General features: G+C 70.5%; 14 protein-coding genes. 9 read left to right on the forward strand and 5 right to left on the reverse strand.

Features of this window, described 5'->3' with window-relative positions; genetic code table 11:
* Positions 1 to 2: 2 nt before the first annotated feature.
* Positions 3 to 989, reverse strand: a complete 987-nt coding sequence (gene cysB, locus LRG10_RS09740) for an HTH-type transcriptional regulator CysB (RefSeq protein WP_201169288.1) — start codon at positions 987 to 989, stop codon at positions 3 to 5.
* 89 nt (positions 990 to 1078) lie between these two features.
* Positions 1079 to 2299: a YeeE/YedE family protein gene (locus LRG10_RS09745; RefSeq protein ID WP_201169291.1), complete on the reverse strand. Its 1221-nt coding sequence runs from the start codon at positions 2297 to 2299 to the stop codon at positions 1079 to 1081.
* Between the two features lie 285 nt (positions 2300 to 2584).
* Between LRG10_RS09745 and LRG10_RS09750 the strand changes: the two genes are divergently transcribed.
* The 6 genes from LRG10_RS09750 (at position 2585) to LRG10_RS09775 (ending at position 11314) form a co-directional block, all read left to right on the forward strand.
* Positions 2585 to 5047: an EAL domain-containing protein gene (locus tag LRG10_RS09750; protein WP_238635429.1), complete on the forward strand. Its 2463-nt coding sequence runs from the start codon at positions 2585 to 2587 to the stop codon at positions 5045 to 5047.
* Between the two features lie 97 nt (positions 5048 to 5144).
* The gene (locus tag LRG10_RS09755) at positions 5145 to 5888 is read left to right on the forward strand and encodes a beta-phosphoglucomutase family hydrolase (RefSeq protein ID WP_238635435.1); all 744 of its coding nucleotides are present in this window, start codon (positions 5145 to 5147) and stop codon (positions 5886 to 5888) included.
* 19 nt (positions 5889 to 5907) lie between these two features.
* Positions 5908 to 6690 (forward strand): trehalose-phosphatase, encoded by a 783-nt coding sequence (gene otsB / locus LRG10_RS09760; RefSeq protein WP_201169306.1) that lies wholly within the window; start codon positions 5908 to 5910, stop codon positions 6688 to 6690.
* A 13-nt stretch (positions 6691 to 6703) separates the two neighbouring features.
* A complete protein-coding gene (locus LRG10_RS09765) occupies positions 6704 to 9127 on the forward strand; it encodes a glycoside hydrolase family 65 protein (protein WP_238635437.1) in 2424 nt (807 codons plus the stop codon).
* A 69-nt stretch (positions 9128 to 9196) separates the two neighbouring features.
* Positions 9197 to 9694 carry an NfeD family protein gene (locus LRG10_RS09770; RefSeq protein WP_201169310.1) on the forward strand — a complete coding sequence of 166 codons (498 nt, stop codon included), beginning with the start codon at positions 9197 to 9199 and terminating at the stop codon, positions 9692 to 9694.
* Positions 9695 to 9841: 147 nt separating this feature from the next.
* Entirely contained in the window at positions 9842 to 11314 is a 1473-nt protein-coding gene (locus tag LRG10_RS09775; protein WP_201169312.1) for a DASS family sodium-coupled anion symporter, read from the forward strand.
* An 86-nt stretch (positions 11315 to 11400) separates the two neighbouring features.
* Here LRG10_RS09775 and dinG read toward each other — a convergent pair whose 3' ends face one another.
* On the reverse strand, positions 11401 to 13533 hold the full coding sequence (dinG, locus tag LRG10_RS09780; protein WP_238635440.1) for an ATP-dependent DNA helicase DinG: 2133 nt from the start codon (positions 13531 to 13533) through the stop codon (positions 11401 to 11403).
* A 76-nt stretch (positions 13534 to 13609) separates the two neighbouring features.
* On the reverse strand, positions 13610 to 13915 hold the full coding sequence (locus tag LRG10_RS09785) for a hypothetical protein (RefSeq protein WP_201169316.1): 306 nt from the start codon (positions 13913 to 13915) through the stop codon (positions 13610 to 13612).
* Between the two features lie 321 nt (positions 13916 to 14236).
* Here LRG10_RS09785 and LRG10_RS09790 point away from each other — a divergent pair, with 321 nt between their 5' ends.
* The 3 genes from LRG10_RS09790 to LRG10_RS09800 all read left to right on the forward strand — a co-directional run bounded on the left by LRG10_RS09790 (position 14237) and on the right by LRG10_RS09800 (position 18456).
* Positions 14237 to 15214: a TAXI family TRAP transporter solute-binding subunit gene (locus LRG10_RS09790; protein WP_201169317.1), complete on the forward strand. Its 978-nt coding sequence runs from the start codon at positions 14237 to 14239 to the stop codon at positions 15212 to 15214.
* A gap of 131 nt (positions 15215 to 15345) precedes the next feature.
* Positions 15346 to 17517, forward strand: coding sequence for a TRAP transporter fused permease subunit (locus LRG10_RS09795; RefSeq protein ID WP_201169318.1), 2172 nt, complete (start codon positions 15346 to 15348; stop codon positions 17515 to 17517).
* Positions 17518 to 17523: 6 nt separating this feature from the next.
* Complete coding sequence (locus tag LRG10_RS09800) at positions 17524 to 18456, forward strand: AEC family transporter (protein WP_238635445.1); 933 nt, start codon at positions 17524 to 17526, stop codon at positions 18454 to 18456.
* 17 nt (positions 18457 to 18473) lie between these two features.
* Here the strand turns inward: LRG10_RS09800 and LRG10_RS09805 are convergent, their stop codons facing one another.
* Positions 18474 to 18650 (reverse strand): DUF1508 domain-containing protein, encoded by a 177-nt coding sequence (locus LRG10_RS09805; protein WP_201242743.1) that lies wholly within the window; start codon positions 18648 to 18650, stop codon positions 18474 to 18476.
* Positions 18651 to 18689: the final 39 nt, after the last annotated feature.

Consider the following 18689-nt stretch of genomic DNA (forward strand, 5'->3'; position numbering starts at 1 on the left):
CTTCAGGGTGAACCCGCGTCCAGCGCGGGATCCAGCGCCTCGAGCAGCGCCCGGCGGGCCTCCGGCGTGCGCGCCCGGATCGCCTGCTCGACCACCTCTTCGGTCAGGTGCGGCGCGAAGAGGTGGATGAAGGCGTACATGAAGCCGCGCAGGTGGCTGCCGCGGCGGAAGCCGATGCTCGTGGTGCTCGGGGCGAAGAGGTGGCTGGCGTCGCGGGCCACCAGCCCCTCGTCGGCATCGGGGTCGAAGGCCATGCTGGCGATGATCCCCACCCCGACCCCCAGCTGCACGTAGGTCTTGATCACCTCGGCGTCGGTGGCGGTGAAGGCCACCTCCGGCGCCAGCCCGGCGCCCTGAAAGGCCTCATCGAGCTGCGAGCGCCCGGTGAAACCGAAGACGTAGGTGACCAGCGGGTGGGCCGCCAGGGCCTCCAGGGTCAGCGGCTCCGCCTCGGCCAGCGGGTGGTCGGCGGGGACCACCACGCTCCGGTTCCAGCGGTAGCAGGGCATCATGACCAGATCCTCGAAGTGCTCCATGGCCTCGGTGGCGATGGCGAAATCCGCCTCGCCCCGGGCGGCGAGCTCGGCGATCTGCATGGGCGTGCCCTGGTGCATGTGCAGGCTGACATTGGGATAGCGGGCGCGGAAGCGCTGGATGACCCGCGGCAGGGCGTACTTGGCCTGGGTCTGGGTGGTGGCGATGGTCAGCTGGCCGCGCTCCTGGCCGGCGTAGTCGGCGGCGATGGCGCGGATGTTGCGGGCTTCCTCAAGCAGCCGGGCGGTGGCCTCGATGATGCGCTCGCCGGCCGGCGTCAGGTGGGAGAGGCTCTTGCCGCTGCGCACGAAGATCTGGACGCCGAGCTCATCCTCGAGGGCCTGGATCTGCTTGCTCACCCCGGACTGCGACGTGTACAGGGCGTCCGCCGCCGCCGAGATGTTCAGGTTGCGGTGGACCACCTCGTGGATGAACTGCAGTTGCCTGAGCTTCATGGCCGTCCCTCGTGGCGCCTGATGATCGCGGGCCGGCCCCGCGTCGGCACCGGGCCGGCCCCTTCCCAGCGTACACCCGCGGACTCCGCTCAGCAGGAGGCGGGCTGGCGCGGCTGCCGCGACTCCTCGCCGAAGAACCAGGGCCGCAGGCGCACCCCGACCACGTTGCCGAGGAAGGCGAAGATCAGCCACACCCAGCCGTGCAGGCTGCCCGAGGCGATACCGCCGAAATAGGCGCCGATGTTGCAGCCGAAGGCCAGCCGCGCGCCGTAGCCGAGCAGCAACCCGCCGATGATCGATGCCGCCAGGGCCCGCGGCGGGATGCGCAGGCTCGGCGCCAGCCGCCCGGCGAGCACCGCGGCGAGCAGCGCGCCGAGGATGATGCCGAAGTTCACCACCGAGGTGGCGTCAGCCAGCACGCTGGCCTCCAGCGCCCGGGCGTTGCCCGGCAGCTGCCAGTAGCCCCACTGCGCCACCTCGATGCCCACCGCCTCGAAGCCCTTGGCACCCCAAAGGGCGAAGGCGGCGGTGATCCCCCAGGGCCGCCCGGAGAGGATCAGCGTCAGCGCGTTGAGCACGGCCAGCGCCACCGCCCCCCAGATCAGCGGCCAGGGGCCACGCAGGAACCGTTGCCAGCCGGCGCGCCCAGCGGCCGCCGGCTGTTCCAGCGCGCCGTGGCGGCGGCGTTCGAAGTACACGGTGCCGGCGTAGATGGTGGCGAACAGCGCCAGGCTCAGGGCCAGGCCGCCGGTCACGCCCAGCCCCTCGACCACCGAGACCGCCTCGAAGGCCGGCAGATCCCACCACCAGTCCACGTGATGGGTGGCGATCACCGAGCCCAGGATGAACCCGAGCAGCGTGATGACCATCCGGGCATTGCCACCGCCGACGGTGAACAGCGTCCCCGAGGCGCAACCGCCGCCGATCTGCATGCCGAGGCCGAAGAGGAACGACCCCACCACGACGGCCACGCCCACCGGGAAGACGTAGCCGCTGAGCTCGTTGCCGAACGCCGACCCGGCATCGAGCAGCGGGAAAAAGAGCAGGACCGCCACCGCCAGCATGATCATCTGCGCCCGCAGCCCGCGACCGCGGCGCTCGTTGATGAACACCCGCCAGGCGGCGGTGAACCCGAAGGCGGCGTGGTAGAGCACCACGCCCAGCGCACCGCCGACGATGAGCAGCGCGGCCTGCGTGGGGCTGATGAATGCCCCAAGGTAGAGCGCCCCGACGGCAAGCAGGCCGAGGCTGGCCCAGCCGGCGATCGGGGCCGCACTGCCCCGCGCGGTCAGGGTGATGGATGACGACATGGTTGCCTCCCGTCTCGATAGGTACCGGCCCCGCCGGATCCGGGGCCGTCTGAGTCGAGAGGCTACGCCGCGCGCAACAGCGCCGTGAAAGGACGCTTCGGCCTATGCATATTCCGCTGCGGCGGTGGCACGCGGCAGCGCCCCGCCCCGGAGACCGTGTCAAGACAACCGCAGCGATCGGATTGCCGCACCCGGGCATTCCCCTGTTTCGTCGATGTGATAGCGTATCAACATCACGGATCGCCGGGTTCCTGGCCCGGCACTGGCACCAGCGAGGAACCGCCCTTGCCGAGCGGTCGCGACCCCCAGCATCAACGCAGTGCCGTCCTGGCAACCCCGGTGACCATCGCCGCCCAGGGGGCGGAGGCGTGCGACTGGCTGCGCGCCCTGGACGCCCTCTCCGAGCCGGTGTTCATCCACGACGAGCACTGCCGCATCCTCGCCGCCAACCGGGCCTACGCCGAGCGGGCCGGGCTGGCCCCGGAGGAGTTCCGGCTGCGGCCCTACTGGGAGGTCTTCCCCCGCCGGGACGGCCCCTTGCCCAGCTGCCGCGCCGCCATGGAGCAGGGCCGCTGCGGCGAACGCCGGGGCAGCGGCGAGATCACCGAGGAGCTGGCCCTGCCCACCGGCGAGATCCTCATTTCGCGCTCGTTCGCCGTCACCGATGCCGATGGCCGCTACAGACAGTCGGTGCACATCCTCGAGGACATCACCGAGCAGCGCCGGCGCGAGCACCGGCTGAGCGTCGCCGAGTCCCGCGCCCACGAGCGCGAGCACCAGCTCGACCGGGTCCTGAGCAACACCGCCGAGGGCATCCTGGTGGTGGATGACCACGGGCGGATCGTCTACGCCAACGCCACCGCCGGCACCCTCACCGGCCACCCGCCCGCCGAGCTGATCGGCCAGGTCTTCGGCTTCCCGGTGGCGACCGGAGCGCCCCAGGAGATCGAACTGCGGACCGGCGAAGGCGGCAGCCGGATCGTCGAGATGCGGGCGCGGACCATGCGCTGGCAGGGCGATCCGGCCTTCGTCCTCAACCTCCACGACGTGACCGAGCGCAAGCGCGTCGAGCGCGAGCTGCGCCAGGCGGCCATCGTCTTCGAGGAGGCCCGCGAGGGGGTGATCATCACCGACGCCGAGGCCAACATCGTCGCCGTCAACCGGGCCTTCACCCGCATCACCGGCTACGAGGAGGACCAGGCCCTCGGCCGCAACCCCCGCTTCCTCGCCTCCGGCTTCCACAGCCAGGCCTTCTACGAGGCCATGTGGGAGGCAATCCGCAGCCACGGCTACTGGACCGGCGAGATCTGGAACCGCCGCAACGACGGCACCACCTACGCCGAGCTGGCCACCATCCGCGAGCTGCGCGACGAATCCGACCACCCCACCCACTACATCGGGGTGTTCTCGGACATCTCGCGGATCAAGGAGTACCAGAGCCAGCTCGAGCGGGTCATGCATCTGGATCCGCTCACCGAGCTGCCCAACCGCCTGCTCTTCCAGGACCGCCTGGAGCAGGCCCTGCGCCAGCACCAGCGCCAGCGCCGGCGCGGCGGCGATAGCACGGTGGCGGTGCTGATCGTCGATCTGAGTGATTTCCGCGCCGTCAACGACAGCCTCGGCCACGCCATCGGCGACCGCACCCTGCGGATCATTGGCGAGCGGCTCGACGCCGCCGTGGGCGACTCGGCCACGGTGGCACGGCTCAGCGGCGACGAGTTCGGCGTGCTGCTGCCCCAGCTGGTCAGCACCGACGATGCCGCCGGCACCGCCGAGCGGCTGATCGCCGCCGCCGAGGCACCGCTGGAGATCGAGGGCCACCAGATCCCCATCACCCTGCGCGTCGGCCTGAGCACCTTCCCGGACCAGGCCCAGGGCGCCAGCGTACTGCTCGAGCAGGCCGACGCCGCCATGTACGAGGCCAAGGGCGAGGGCGTGGGCTACCGCTTCTTCAGCGAGGAGCTGACCGAGCGCGCCCGCGAGCGCATCGAGCTCGGCGCCGAACTGCGCCAGGCCCTGGCCAGCGACGCCCTGGACCTGCACTTCCAGCCCCAGGCGGACCTGGCCAGCGGGCAATGGATCGGGCTCGAGGCGCTGCTGCGCTGGCCGCACCCGGAACGCGGTCCGATCTCGCCGGCGCGATTTATCCCGGTGGCCGAGCACGCCGGTCTGATGGGCCAGCTCGGCGCCTGGGTTCTGCGCCGTGCCTGCCGGCAGTACCAGGCCCTGCTCCGCAACGGGCGGGACTGGGGGCGCCTGGCGGTCAACATCACCGCCCCCGAGCTCGCCGATCCCAGTTTCGTCGGCCGCGTGCTGAGCACCCTGGACGAGACCGGGCTGCCGCCCGAGCGCCTGGAGCTGGAGATCACCGAGAGCCTGCTGGTGAACACCGACACGCGGGTCATCGCCCGCCTCGACGAACTGCGCCACCACGGCGTTCGCGTGGCCGTGGACGATTTCGGCACCGGCTACTCGGCGCTCAGTTACCTCAAGGATCTACCCGTGGACCGGCTGAAGATCGACCGCTCCTTTGTCGACAACGTCGACCAGCCCTCCCGCGGGGCGACGATCACCCGGGCCATCCTCGCCCTCGGCCACAGCCTGGAGCTGGAGGTGATCGCCGAGGGCATCGAGATCGTGGCCCAGCGCGACGCCCTGCTGGAGGCCGGCTGCCTCCAGGGCCAGGGCTACCTGCTGGCGCGACCGGCGCCGCTGGAACAGCTCACCCCGCCCGACCCGCCCTCCTAGGCTTCCGGTCCACGGTTCGCGGCACCGGACGGGGATGACGACTGGGTCACGCATAAGGCCTTGCACAACCCGAAGGAGGTGCGCCAAAGTGAACCTAATGGATCCGTCAGCCGTTGACATCGCCGATTACCAGGCCGCCATCTTCGACATGGACGGCGTGGTCACCCGTACCGCCACGGTGCACGCCCGGGCGTGGAAGGAGATGTTCGACGCCTTCCTGCAGGCGCATGCCGAGCGAACCGGCACCCCCTTCGCCCCCTTCGACGAAGAGACCGAGTACTGGGAGCACGTCGACGGCCTGCCGCGCCAGGAGGGCGTGCGCCGTTTCCTGGCCGCGCGCGGCATCGACCTGCCCGAGGGCGAAGAGGACGACCCACCGGAACACGACACCATCCACGGCCTGGGCCGCCGCAAGGACGCACTGATCCAGGCGGTCATCGAGCGCGACGGCGTGGAGGTCTTCCCGGACTGGCTGGAGCGGGTCCGGCAGTGGCGGGCCGCCGGGGTGCGCACGGCCATCGTCTCCTCGAGCCGCAACTGCCGTCGGATGATCCAGGCCGCCGGAATCGAGACCCTGTTCGACGCCCGGGTGGACGGCGAGACCGCCCGCGAGCTGGGCCTGCGTGGCAAGCCGGATGCCGACATCTTCCTGGTTGCCGCCGAGCGCCTGGGGGTAGCCCCGGAGCGCAGCGTGGTCTTCGAGGATGCCATCTCCGGCGTGCAGGCCGGTGCCGCCGGCCCCTTCGCCCTGGTGGTGGGCGTGGCCCGCCACGACAATCACGACGTCCTGCGCGCCCACGGCGCCGACGTCGCCGTGGCGGCGCTGACCGAACTGAGCTGAGCCACAGGAGGCGCAAGCGATGCAATCCCCCCCGGAGCTGTTCGAACCGGCGGTGCTCGATGAACTGCGCACGCGCATGGAGGGGCGGAGCACGCCGCTGTTCCTCGACTACGACGGCACCCTGACGCCGATCGTCGACGACCCGGCCGAGGCGCGGCTGGATCCGGCCATGCACGCGGCGCTGGAGCAGCTGGCCGCCCGCCACACCGTGGCCCTGGTCAGCGGCCGCGACCTGCAGGCGCTGCAGGCGTTCGTCGGTCTGGAGTCGGTCTATTACGCGGGCAGCCATGGCTTCGAGATCGTCGGCCCCGGCGGCGTACACCGCTGCAACGAAGAGGCCGAGGCCGGCCTGGACGCCCTGGCCGCGGCGGCCGAGGAACTCGACGACGCCCTCGCGGCGGTCGAGGGCACCCTGCTCGAGCGCAAGCGCTTCGCCCTCGCCGTGCACTACCGGAATACGCCGGAGGATCAGGTCGAGCGCGTCCGGGCCGCCGTGGACGGGGTGCTTGAGCGCCACCCGCAGCTGCGCTGCGGGCCGGGCAAGTGCGTCTTCGAGCTGCAGCCGGACGTCGCCTGGGACAAGGGCCGCGCGGTGCTCTGGCTGCTTGAGGCGCTGTCGCTGAACAACGGCGACACCCTGCCCATCTACATCGGCGACGACTGGACCGATGAGCACGCCTTCCGGGCCCTGGAGGGCCGCGGCGTGGGCATCTTCGTCGGCGAGCCCGACCGCGCCACCGCCGCCGACTACCGGCTGGCCGACGTGGCCGCCGTCCGCCAATTCTTCGAGCAGATGCTGTGAAGGGGCTTCAGCGATGACGCTACCGGAGACCGAAGGCTGGCAACTGACCTACCAGGGCTGGCTGCCCGAGGAGCAGCAGCATCGCGAGGCGATCTGCGTGCTGGGCAATGGCCGTTTCGCGACCCGCGGCGCCTTCGAGGGAGCCGCCGCCGGCGACATCCACTACCCCGGCACCTACATGGCCGGCGGCTACAACCGGCGCACCAGCCTGGTCTCCGGCCGCGAGGTGGAGAACGAGGATCTGGCCAATCTGCCCAACTGGCTCTGCCTGAACTTCCGCCCGGCCGAGGGCGACTGGTTCGACTTCGACGGCGTGGAGTGGCTGGACCACCGGCAGACCCTGGACATGCGCCACGGGGTGCTGACCTGGCACCTGCACTTTCGCGACCCGCACGGGCGTGAGACGCGGCTGACCAGCCGGCGGCTGGTGCATATGGGCGACAGCCACCTGGCCGCGCTGCACTGGGAGCTGGAACCGGTGAACTGGACCGGCGCGCTGCACATCCGCTCAGGGATCGACGGCGGCGTCGAGAACCTCGGCGTGGCCCGTTACCGGGCCCTGGAGACCCGCCACCTGGATGTCCTCGCCACCGAACGCTGCAGCGACGAGGCGGTCATGCTGCGCAGCATGACCAATCAGTCGCGCATCGACCTGGCCCACGCAGTGCGCACCCGGGCCTGGCAGGCCGACGGCCGCGGGCCGGAGCACCGCGAGCGGCTGGAGACCGACGACTACATCGGTGACGACCTGACCCTGCAGGCCGAGCCGGGGCAGCCGATCCGCGTCGAGAAGGTCGCCGCCTTCTACAGCGGCCGGGACCGGGCCATCTGCGAGCCGGGCATCGATGCGGCTTCCGCGGTGGAGCGCGCCCCGGCCTTCGACGAGCTGCTGCGCACCCACGCCAAGGCGTGGGAACGCTACTGGCGCGGCTGGGACGTGACGCTGCATACCGACAACAACGGCGAGGCCGAGGAGCAGACGGTCCTGCGCCTGCACATCTTCCATCTGCTGCAGACCACCTCGCTGCACACCACCGATCTGGACGTGGGCGTTCCGGCGCGCGGCCTGCACGGCGAGGCCTACCGCGGGCACATCTTCTGGGACGAGCTGTTCATCCTGCCGCTGCTCAATCTGCACAGCCCGGAGATCAGCCGCGCCCTGCTGATGTACCGCTACCGCCGCCTGCCCGAGGCGCGCCGGGCGGCTGCCGCCGAGGGGCTGCGTGGGGCCATGTACCCGTGGCAGAGCGGCAGCAGCGGCCGCGAGGAGACGCAGACCCTGCACCTCAACCCGGCCTCGGGGCGCTGGCTGCCGGACAACACCCACCGCCAGCGCCACGTCAACGCCGCCATCGCCCACAACATCTGGCGCTACTATGAGGTCTCCGGCGACACCGACTTCATGGCCTTCGCCGGCGCCGAGATGATCCTGAGCATCGCCCAGTTCTGGGCCAGCCTGGCCACCTACAACCCACAGCGCCAGCGCTACGAGATCCGCGGCATCGTCGGCCCCGATGAGTTCCACACGCGCTATCCGGGCAGCGACGAGATCGGGCTGGCCAACAACGCCTACACCAACGTCATGGCCGCCTGGTGCCTGCGCATCGCCCGCCAGGCCCTGGAGGTCATCGGCCCGACGCCACGCAGCGAGCTCCTCGACCGGCTGGCGATCGACGAGGCGGAACTCACCCGCTGGCAGGAGATCAGCCAGCGGATGTTCATCCCCTTCCACGGCGACGGCATCATCAGCCAGTTCGAGGGCTACGACCAGCTCGAGGAACTGGACTGGGCCGGCTACCGCGAGCATTACGGCAACATCCAGCGGCTCGACCGGATCCTTGAGGCCGAGGGCGATGACGTCAACCGCTACCAGGCGAGCAAGCAGGCCGACCTGCTGATGCTCTTCTACCTGTTCTCCCGGCAGCAGATCGAAACCCTGTTCGCCGACATGGGCTACGAGCTCGACGCCGAGGCCATCCCGCGCAACATCGCCTACTACGAGGCGCGCACCTCCCACGGCTCGACGCTGAGCAACATCGTCCACTCGTGGGTGCTGGCGCGCTCCGACCGGCAGCGCTCCTGGGATCTGTTCGGCAACGCGCTGATCAGCGACCTGGGCGACATCCAGGGCGGCACCACCAAGGAGGGCATCCACCTCGGGGCCATGGCCGGCACCGTGGACCTGGCGCTGCGCGGCTACACCGGCATGGAACCGCGGGACGGCGTCCTGTGGCTCGATCCCATGCTGCCCGATGGGCTCCACGAGGTGGAGCACAAGATCCATTATCGCGGCCACTGGATCCACCTGGTGGTCAATCACACCCGACTCACCCTGCGCCTGGAGGAGGGGCCGTGGCCGCCGGTGCGCATCGGCTACCGCAACGAGATCCACGACCTGCACCAGGGCGAGACCCTGGAGCTGGCCTACCAGCGCTGATGGCGGCGGGGCTGGCCTCCCGCCGCCCGGCTCGCTACCTTGGGGATCCGGACCCTGCGCGGAGGCCCCATGGACCCGATGAACGACCCGCAATCGGTGTGGACGGTATGGCTCACCCTGGCGGTGGTGCTGCTCGGCGTCGAGATCCTGCTCGCCGGCGGCGGCGCCGGGGTGCTGCTGGCCCTGGCGGTAATGGCCTTCGCCGGCATGGCCATGGCCCTGCTCGGCGCGCCGCTGGTCGCGCAGATCGCCGTGGCCATCCTCGCCGGGCTGGCCTCGCTGCCGTTCATGGTCTGGGTCTTCCGGCGCATGGGCCGCGGCGGCGGCCCGCCCTCAGCGGATGACAGTGCCCTGCGCCGCACCGCCTTCGAGGCCTACTACGACCTGCGCGGCCACCTGCGCGTGCGCGCCTTCGGCGACCACCTGATGGCCATCCCCGACCCCGCCGACGACCCCGAGATCGCCCCGGGCAGTGCCGTGCGCATCGTCCGGCTGGAAGGCACGCGGGCCATCGTCCGCCCGGTGGACGCCCCGGTCGGCGCACGGCTCGACGACGCCGAGGCCTGACGGCGAGCGGCAGGCCCTTCCGGGCGGCGGCCGTGAACCCGAGCCGGGGTTCGGGTCAATGCTCGGACCCCGTTTTTATTGACCTATTGAGGGGGAGGGGGCTTGTGGTCCACCTTATGCGCTCTTCGAACGCTGATGGAGGTATCCATGGAGTCTTATCGGCAGCGCATTGGACTGTTCCTGGGGCCATTGGTGGCCCTGGCCGGCTTGCTGGTCGGCCCGCCCGGCGAATTGACCCAGGCCGAGTGGAACGTCGCCCTGGTCGCCATCCTGATGGCCATCTGGTGGATCAGTGAGGCGCTGCCCCTTGCCGCCACGGCGCTGGTCCCCATCGTCGCCTTCCCGCTGCTCGGGGTCATGGAGGTCGGCGATGTCACCGAGGCCTACGGCAACCACCTGATCTACCTGTTCCTGGGTGGTTTCTTCATCGCCGTGACCATGCAGCGCTGGAACCTCCATCGGCGCATCGCCCTGCACACCATCAACCTCGTCGGTCCCTCGCCCCGGCGCATCATCCTCGGCTTCATGCTGGCCACCGCCGGGCTGTCCATGTGGATCAGCAACACGGCCACGGCGATGATGATGCTGCCCATCGCCCTGGCGGTGCTCAAGCAGAGCCAGGAGGAAGCCGAGCAGAACGGACAGGAGCTGCCCCGCGGCTTTGGCGTGGTGCTCATGCTCGGTGTCGCCTACGCCGCGTCAATCGGCGGCATCGCCACGCTGATCGGCACGCCACCGAACGCGGTGCTCGCCGGTCAGGCCCAGGAGCTCTACGACATCGAGATCACCTTCGCCAGCTGGATGGCCTTCGGCCTGCCCTTGTCCCTGCTCTTTCTCGGCATCGCCTGGGTCTATCTGGCTTTCAGCCGCCACTGCCGCGGCATCGGGCATCTGGTCAGTGGCCGCGAGACCATCCGCCAGGAGCTGGCCGAGATCGGCCGCATGGACCCCGCCGAGCGCCGCGTGCTGAGCGTCTTCGTGCTGGTGGCCCTGGCCTGGGTCCTGCGCGGTTTCCTGCCCGAGGGCGTGCTCGATGAGTTCGGCGACGCCAGCATCGCCATGGCCGGTGCCCTGGCGCTGTTCCTGCTGCCCTCGGGCAAGGAGAAGGGGCAGCGGCTGCTCGACTGGGACACCGCCGTGAAGATCCCCTGGGACATCGTCCTGCTCTTCGGCGGCGGCTTCGCCCTGGCGGCGGGCTTTGGCGCCAGCGGCCTGTCCGAGAGCCTGGCCGAGGCCCTGCAGGTGCTCGACGGCGTCTCCATCTTCCTGATCATCGCCGCCTGCGTGGCCCTGGTGGTCTTCCTCACCGAGGTGACCTCCAACACCGCCACGGCGACGGTGTTCATCCCGCTGATGGGCGCGCTGGCCGTGGCCACCAACTTCAACCCGCTGGTGCTGATGGCCGCCGTGGCCGTCGCTGCCTCCTGCGCCTTCATGCTGCCGGTGGCCACGCCGCCGAACGCCGTCGTCTTCGGCAGCCGGGCCCTGACCGTGCCGGATATGGCGCGCGCCGGGCTGCTGCTGAACCTGGTCACCATCGTGCTGACCACGGTGTTCGTCTACTTCCTGCTGCCGGTGGCCCTCGGCGTGGAGCTGACCACGGTCATCGAGAAGCAGTAACCCCAAGGGGATCGTTCCGCCATCCCCACGGCAACGGGCCGCCGATCCACCGGATCGGCGGCCTTTTTCGTTGCGGGATGCCTGCCTTAGTCGAGACGGCGCCGGAACGGCGGCAGGGCGTCGAGGAGTTGGCGGCCGTAGCGCTGGGTCACCACCCGCCGGTCGAGGATGGTGATCCGCCCGCGGTCATCCTCGGAGCGGACCAGCCGTCCGCAGGCCTGGGTCAGGCGCAGCGATGCCCGCGGCAGGCTCAGGGTATGGAACGAGGAGCGCTGCTGATCCTCCAGCCACTCGCTGAGGGTGGCGGTCACCGGTTCGGTGGGCACCCCGAAGGGGATGCGCTCGATGACCACATGATCGCAGTAGCGCCCGGGCAGATCCACCCCCTCGGCCATACCCGCCAGTCCGAAGAGGATACTGCCCTGCCCGGCATCCACGGCCTCGCGGTGGCGCTGGAGCATCGCCTCGCGGGAGCGCTCACCCTGGCACTGCAGCCGCTCCCGCAGGCCCTCGGGCAGCGCCTGGGCCACCCGCTCCATGCGCTGACGGCTGGTGAACAGCACCAGCGCCGCCTCGTAGGGGTCGAGGAGCTCGGGCAGCCACTGGCAGACCTCGGCCAGGTGCGCCTCGGCGTCGCGCGGATCGCTGCGCAGCGCCGGCACGTGCAGCAGGGATCGGCTGTAGTCGAAGGGCGACGGCAGGCAGCCCTGGCGGATGGCCTCCCCGTCGGGCAGGCCCAGGTCACTGCGCAGATGATCGAAGCGCCCCAGGGCAGTCAGCGTGGCGCTGGTGATCACCGCACCGGCGCACCGGTCCCACAGGCGCCGGGCGAGCTCGCCGGCCACCGAGACCGGCGAGACCGAGACCCGATGGTCCACGGCACCGTCGGACTCCGCCTGGCGTTCCACCCAGCGGGCCACCGGCGGCGTTCCGGCACTGTCCTGCTCGGCGAGGAGCTCCCAGGTGGTGGCCAGGTTCGCCGCCCGCTCACGCAGGAAGCCAAGCCGCGGCAGCTGGCGCTCCAGCTCCTGGGTGTCGCCCCGCTGCGCCTCCAGGGCGGCGTAAACCCGGTCCGAGAACCCCTGCAGGGCGTCGTGCAGCCCCCGCGCCGGGCCGGCCACGCGCCCGGCCAGCTCACGCACCGGCTCGGGGGCATGACCGGCGCGGAAACGCCAGCGTTCACCCTCGGCATCGGCCCGGTAGTTGTGCTGCAGGAAGGTATCCGCCTCCTGCAGCGCGGTGGCTACCTCGCCCAGACGCTCCTGCAGCCGTTGCGCCTCGGCGTCCGGCGGCTCGCCGACCGCATCGTCCGGTAGCACCGCCGCGGTGTCCGTAGCAACGCCTTCGCCCTCCTCCAGCCACGTCCGCGCCGCCTGGACGCGGGCACTGGCAGCGAAGCGCTGCACCGCCTTGGCGGCCAGGTGGTGGCCCTCGTCGATGACGTAAAGCGCCTGCTCGGGCGCTGGCAGCAGGACCCCGCCCTCCTCCTCGCCGAGCTGCAGGTCGGCGAGCAGCAGGTCGTGGTTGGTGATCACCACCTCGGCGCGGGACACCCGGTCGCGGGCGGCGTAGACGGGACATCCCTCAAAGTGGGCACACCGCCGTCCTGAGCAGGAGTGACTGGTGGAGGTGACCATCGGGCGCAGGTCGTCGGCCACGCCGTCGGCCCACTCGTCCAGGTCACCGCCCCAGCGCCCCTCGGTTAGGGCCTCGGCCATGGACTCCAGCTGCTCGGGCTCGCCCGGCTGAGGCGGGCGCGGCCAGCGGGCGCTGCCCAGGATGTCGGCGGCCAACGCCTGCTGCGCCCCGGCCTCGACACTGGCCGACTGCCCGACCAGCTCACCCAGGTTGCGCGGGCACAGGTAACGACCACGCCCCTTGGCCACCGTGGCATCCACCTCGATGCCGGCGTAGCGGGCCAGCTTGGGCAGATCCTGGTGCAGGATCTGCTCCTGCAGCCCCACGGTGGCCGTGGCGATGACCAGCGGCAGCCCGCGGCTGCGCGCCGCCGGGACCCCGCCGAGCAGGTAGCTGAGGCTCTTGCCGGTGCCGGTGGGCGCCTCGATGGCAAGCAGGCGGTGGTCCTGCTCCCCTGCGAGGGCCTTGGCCACCTCCCAGATCATGCGTTTCTGCGCGGCCCGCTCGCGGAAGCCGGGCATCTCGTCCCGGACGCGGCGGTAGGCCGTGGCGATGGCGTCGGTGATGTCGGAGTCTGGCATGGCGCCAGTTTACCTGGGGGGCGGGGGTGAGCGGGAGCAGTGCGGGCGGGCCACCGGGCCCGCCCGGGCAGGGTCATCAGGAGCGGAAACGGTTCAGCGCATCGCGGAAGGCCCGCGTCATCGCCTCCCACGCGCTCTCCGAGCCCTCGCGCATGTCGCGGAAGGCCTCCTCGCTGGCGTCCTGCATCTCGCGCAGGCGCTGCTTGCCTTCCTCGTACTTCTCCTCCAGCTCCTGGAGCTGCTCCTGATAGCGCTCGCGCATCTCCTCGCCGGCCTCCTCGGCCTGGGCACGGACGCGGTCGATCTGCTCCTGCCACTCGGACAGGCGCGCCTTCATGTCCTCGACATGCTGCTCCTTGCGGTTCTGATCATCGTCGGCCATACCGGTCTCCTCCTTTCTGGTTCTGGTTGCCGGTCCTCCCCGGCAAGATAGACCGGGATGGGCTTGTTCACAAAACCTGTGGAAAACCCTGCGGAGAAACACCGCAGCCCCTGGCGTGATGCGGCTCCGCAGCGGCCGGCCACTCACTGACCACCCCGCTCACCGGGGGCGCGCCGGTCGCCGCACGGCGGATTGGGAATTGACAATAGCGGTGCCCCCTGCGATAAAGCGCACTGCGCCCCGGTCACGGGTGCGGGTTATGCCAACCACCGAAACGCCCGCCAAAGGGCTTCCCCGGGCTCTGGAGGAGGAGCAAACAGAATGAGAATGAAAACCTGGCAACTCGCCATCTGCGCCACCTCGGCGCTGGCCCTGTCGGCACCGGCACTGGCCGACCGCGACGACTGGCCCCGCAGCTTCACCGTGGGCACCGCCAGCCAGGGCGGCACCTACTACATCTACGGCAGCGGCTGGGCCGACATGGTCGCCGGGATGCTCGACATCCGCGCCGGCGGCGAGGTCACCGGCGGGCCGGTGCAGAACGCCACCCTGGTCGAGACCGGCGACCACGAGTTCGGCCTGGTCACCATGGGACCGGCCCGCGCCGCCTGGGACGGCGAGAGCGAGCTGGCTCCGGGCATGGAGCACCGCAACATCCGCGCGGTCTTCCCCATGTACCAGACCACCTTCCACATCATCACCCGCGAGGGCGACGAACTCACCTCCATGGAGGATCTGGAGGGCAAGCGTGTCGGGGTCGGCCCCTCCGGCGGCACTGCGGATATGTACTTCCCGCAGTTCTTCGATGAGCTCGGCATCGATGTGCGCGTCCGCAACGGCGGCGCCTCGGATCTGGCCGGCCAGCTGCAGGACGGCCTGATCGACGCCTTCGCCTTCGCGGCCGGCACCCCGATCTCGGCCTTCTCGCAGCTCGAGGCGGAGATCGACGCCAACATCTTCTCGGTCACCGAGGCGCAGCAGGAGCAGCTGCTCGAGGCATTCCCGGCGCTCTCCCCGGCGGACATCGAGGCGGACCTCTACAGCTCCCTGGACGCGGACATCCCGGCGATCTCCATCTGGAACTTCGCCATCACCCACCAGGACATGCCCGAGTCGCTGGTCTACGAGGTCACCCGGGCGGTCATGGAGAACCACGACCGGATGATGGACATCCACCGGGCCTCGCGCGAGACCCTGCCGGAGAACCACCAGTACAACGACTGGATGCCCTGGCACCCGGGCGCCGTGCGCTGGTTCGAGGAGAACGGCTACGAGATCCCCGAGGACCTGCGCGGCTGACCCCGAGCGGGACAGCCCATTGATCCCCCGCCCCCGAGCCGCATCCGTGCGACCGGGGGCGGGCTGTGTCAGGGGGCCTGCCCGGTAGCAGGTCCCGCACCGGTATCACCGAGGCCGAGGCATCCCCATCGATGAGCGATCGATCCACGAATCCGGAGCCAACGATCGAGACCCAGGGCGAAACGGAGATTCCCCTCGGCAGCAACGAGCGCGCCCTCACCGGCTGGCAGAAGCAGCTGTTCTTCTGGGCGTGCGCGCTCTATACCGCATTCCACATCTTCACCCTGAACGTGATCCCGCTGGAGACCTGGACCTTCCGGATCCTGCACATCGCCGGCGGCCTGTTCATCGGCTTTGCGCTGACCTCGGCGCGGACCCTGGACCGCGACGCGCCGGCCGCGCCCACCGGGATGCTCCAGTGGCTGGTGATGCTAGCCAGTACCGCCCTGATGCTATGGGCCCTGGGCGCACTCGGCTACATCGCCTACCTGCTGCAGGTGGATGGCATGTCCTCCACCCAGCTCCCGCCGTGGCTGGCCCAGCAGTTCGGCTACACCCTGTTCGCCAGCGTGGCCGTCGCCACCCTGGCCGGCTGGTTCCTGCGCAGTCCGGACAACCGTGTCCACTGGCCGGACTGGATCCTCGGCTTCGGCGCGCTGATGGTCGGTACCTACATCATCCTGGCGCTAACCCGCTGGCAGCTAGCGGCCGGAACCCCCTTTGCCGGGGCCCAGGAGCTGTGGATCTCGGCCGCCGGCGTGCTGCTGATCCTGGAGCTGACCCGACGCATCGCCGGCCTGGCGCTGGTGATCATCACCGCCATCTTCCTCGTCTACTCCTTCGTCGGGCCGTGGCTGCCCGGCTTCCTGGAGCACCGCGGCTACTCCTTCACCCGCTTCTTCACCTACCTCTACACCGACAGCGGGATCCTCGGCCCGACAACCGCGGTCTCCTCGACGTACATCATCCTGTTCATCACCTTCGCCGCCTTCCTGCAGGTCTCCCGGGTCGGCGATTACTTCGTCAACTTCGCCTTCGCCGTGGCCGGCTGGGCCCGCGGCGGCCCGGCCAAGGTGTCGATCTTCGCCTCCGGGCTGATGGGGATGATCAACGGCACCTCCGCCGGCAACGTGGTGGCCACCGGCAGCCTGACCATCCCGCTGATGCGCAAGGTCGGCTACCCGGCCAAGAGCGCCGGTGCCATCGAGGCGACCGCCTCCACCGGCGGGCAGCTGGTGCCGCCGATCATGGGCGCCGGCGCCTTCATCATGGCGGAGATCACCGGCATCCCCTACGTGGAGATCATCGCCGCCGCCATCCTGCCGGCCGCCCTCTACTTCCTGTCGGTCTACTTCATGGTCGACAACGAGGCGGCCAAGATGGGCATGCGCGGGCTGCCGCGGGCGCAGCTGCCCGGGCTGGGGCGGATGCTGCGGCAGGTCTACCTGTTCATCCCCATCCTGGTGCTGATCTTCACCCTCTTCCAGGGCTACTCGGTGATCCGGGCCGGCACCGTAGCGATGATCTCGGCGGTGGTGGTCAGCTGGCTGACCCCGGAGGCGATGGGCATCCGCCGCATCCTCCGCGCCCTGGAGATGGGCGGGCGCATGGTCATCCCGCTGGTGGCGGTGTGCGCCTGCGCCGGCATCATCGTCGGCGTGATCAGCCTCACCGGCGTGGGTACGCGCTTCTCGTCCATGCTGCTGGGGGTGGCGGACGCCTCCATGCTGCTGGCGATGTTCTTCGCCATGTGCATCTCCATCATGCTGGGGATGGGCATGCCGACGACCGCCGCCTACGCCGTGGCCGCCTCGGTGGTGGCGCCCGGGCTGCAGCAGCTCGGCGTGGAGCCGCTGATCGCCCACTTCTTCGTCTTCTACTACGCAGTCATCTCGGCGATCACCCCGCCGGTGGCGCTGGCCGCCTACGCCGCCGCCGGCATTGCCGGCACCGATCCGCTGCGCACCTCGGTGACGGCGTTCAAGATCGGGCTGGCGGCGTTCATCGTGCCGTTCATGTTCTTCTACAGCCCGGCCATGCTCGGTGAAGGGACCTGGACGGAGATCGCCCGGGTGGGCGTGACCGCCTCGGTGGGCATCTTCCTGCTGGCCGCCGCGGTGCAGGGCTGGCTGTTCGGCCACGTCTCGTGGCTGCTGCGCGGCGTGCTGCTCGCCGGTGCCATCTCGATGATCTACGGCGGGATCTACAGCGACCTGGCCGGGATCGCGGTAGGCGCGGTGCTGATGGCCTGGCAGTACCGCTTCGCCTCACGGCAGCCGCTGGTGCCGAGCCAGGGCGGCTAGGCCGGCTTGGCGGGCGCCCTGGCCAGCGCCCTGGCGGCGGTCTTCGGACTCATCGCCCTGGGCCACGTGCTGCGCCGTCAGGAGGTCGTTCCGCCCCTGTTCTGGGACGGGGCGGAGCGGCTGACCTACTACTTCGCCCTGCCGGCGCTGCTGGTGGTACGACTGGCCGAGGCACCGCTGCGCGAGATGCCACTACTGCCCGTAGTGGCCATCCTCGCCGGCGGCGTGGCGGTCGCCGGCGCCCTGCTGCTTCTCGCCCGGCCGCTGCTGGAGCCGGACGGCCCCGGGTTCACCTCGGCGCTGCAGGGCACCTTCCGGCCCAACACCTACGTGGGACTGGCCACGGCGGCGGCACTGTTCGGCACCGAGGGGGTGACCCTGGCGGCGATCAGCCTGGCGGTCCTCGTCCCCCTGGTGAACCTGCTGGCGGTGGCGGCCCTGATCCGCTACGGCCGGCGCACCGGACGTCAGGCACCCGGCTTCTGGGCGAGCCTGGCGCGCAACCCGTTAATCCTCGCCTGTCTGCTCGGCGTCGCACTCAGCCTGCTGCCGGTGGGCTTGCCGGCACCGCTGGCCGCCTTCCTCGATGCGCTGGGCCAGGCCGCGCTGCCGCTGGGCCTGATGGCGGTGGGCGCCGGGCTGTACTGGGGGCAGATCGGACGCCATCCGCGGCTGCTGATCGCATCATCGGCCATCAAGCTCCTGCTCCTGCCTGCCGGTGTCGGCGCCGTAGTCCTGGCCGCCGGCCTGGACGCGACCACCGGGGCGGTGCTCGTGCTCTTCGCCGGGGTACCGGCCTCGGCGTCGTGCTACATCCTCGCCCGCCAGCTCGGCGGCGACGCCCCGCTGATGGCCTCGATCCTCACCGTGCAGACCGTCACCGCGGTGGCCACCCTGCCGTTGGTGGTCGGCGGTTTTCTGGCCATCCGCGGCGGCTGACCGCCACGCCCGGTGACCTACCAGGGCAGCCCCATGGACTGCTGCTCGTAGGTCCGGCGCATCAGCTCCTCGGCGTGGGCCTCGGCCTGGCGCTGCTGCTCGTAGCCGCTGCCGTGGGCGATCCGGGTGCCGTCCTGGTGGAAGAGCTCGAAGGCCCAGCGCCCGTCGGGCTCGCGGTAGGTCTCGTAGTACATGGCTGCTCCTCGGCCCCGCCTCCCCTGCCGCCAAGGATA

The sequence above is a fragment of the Halorhodospira sp. 9628 genome, assembly GCF_022228075.1.
In the GTDB taxonomy this organism is placed as follows: domain Bacteria; phylum Pseudomonadota; class Gammaproteobacteria; order Nitrococcales; family Halorhodospiraceae; genus Halorhodospira; species Halorhodospira halophila_A.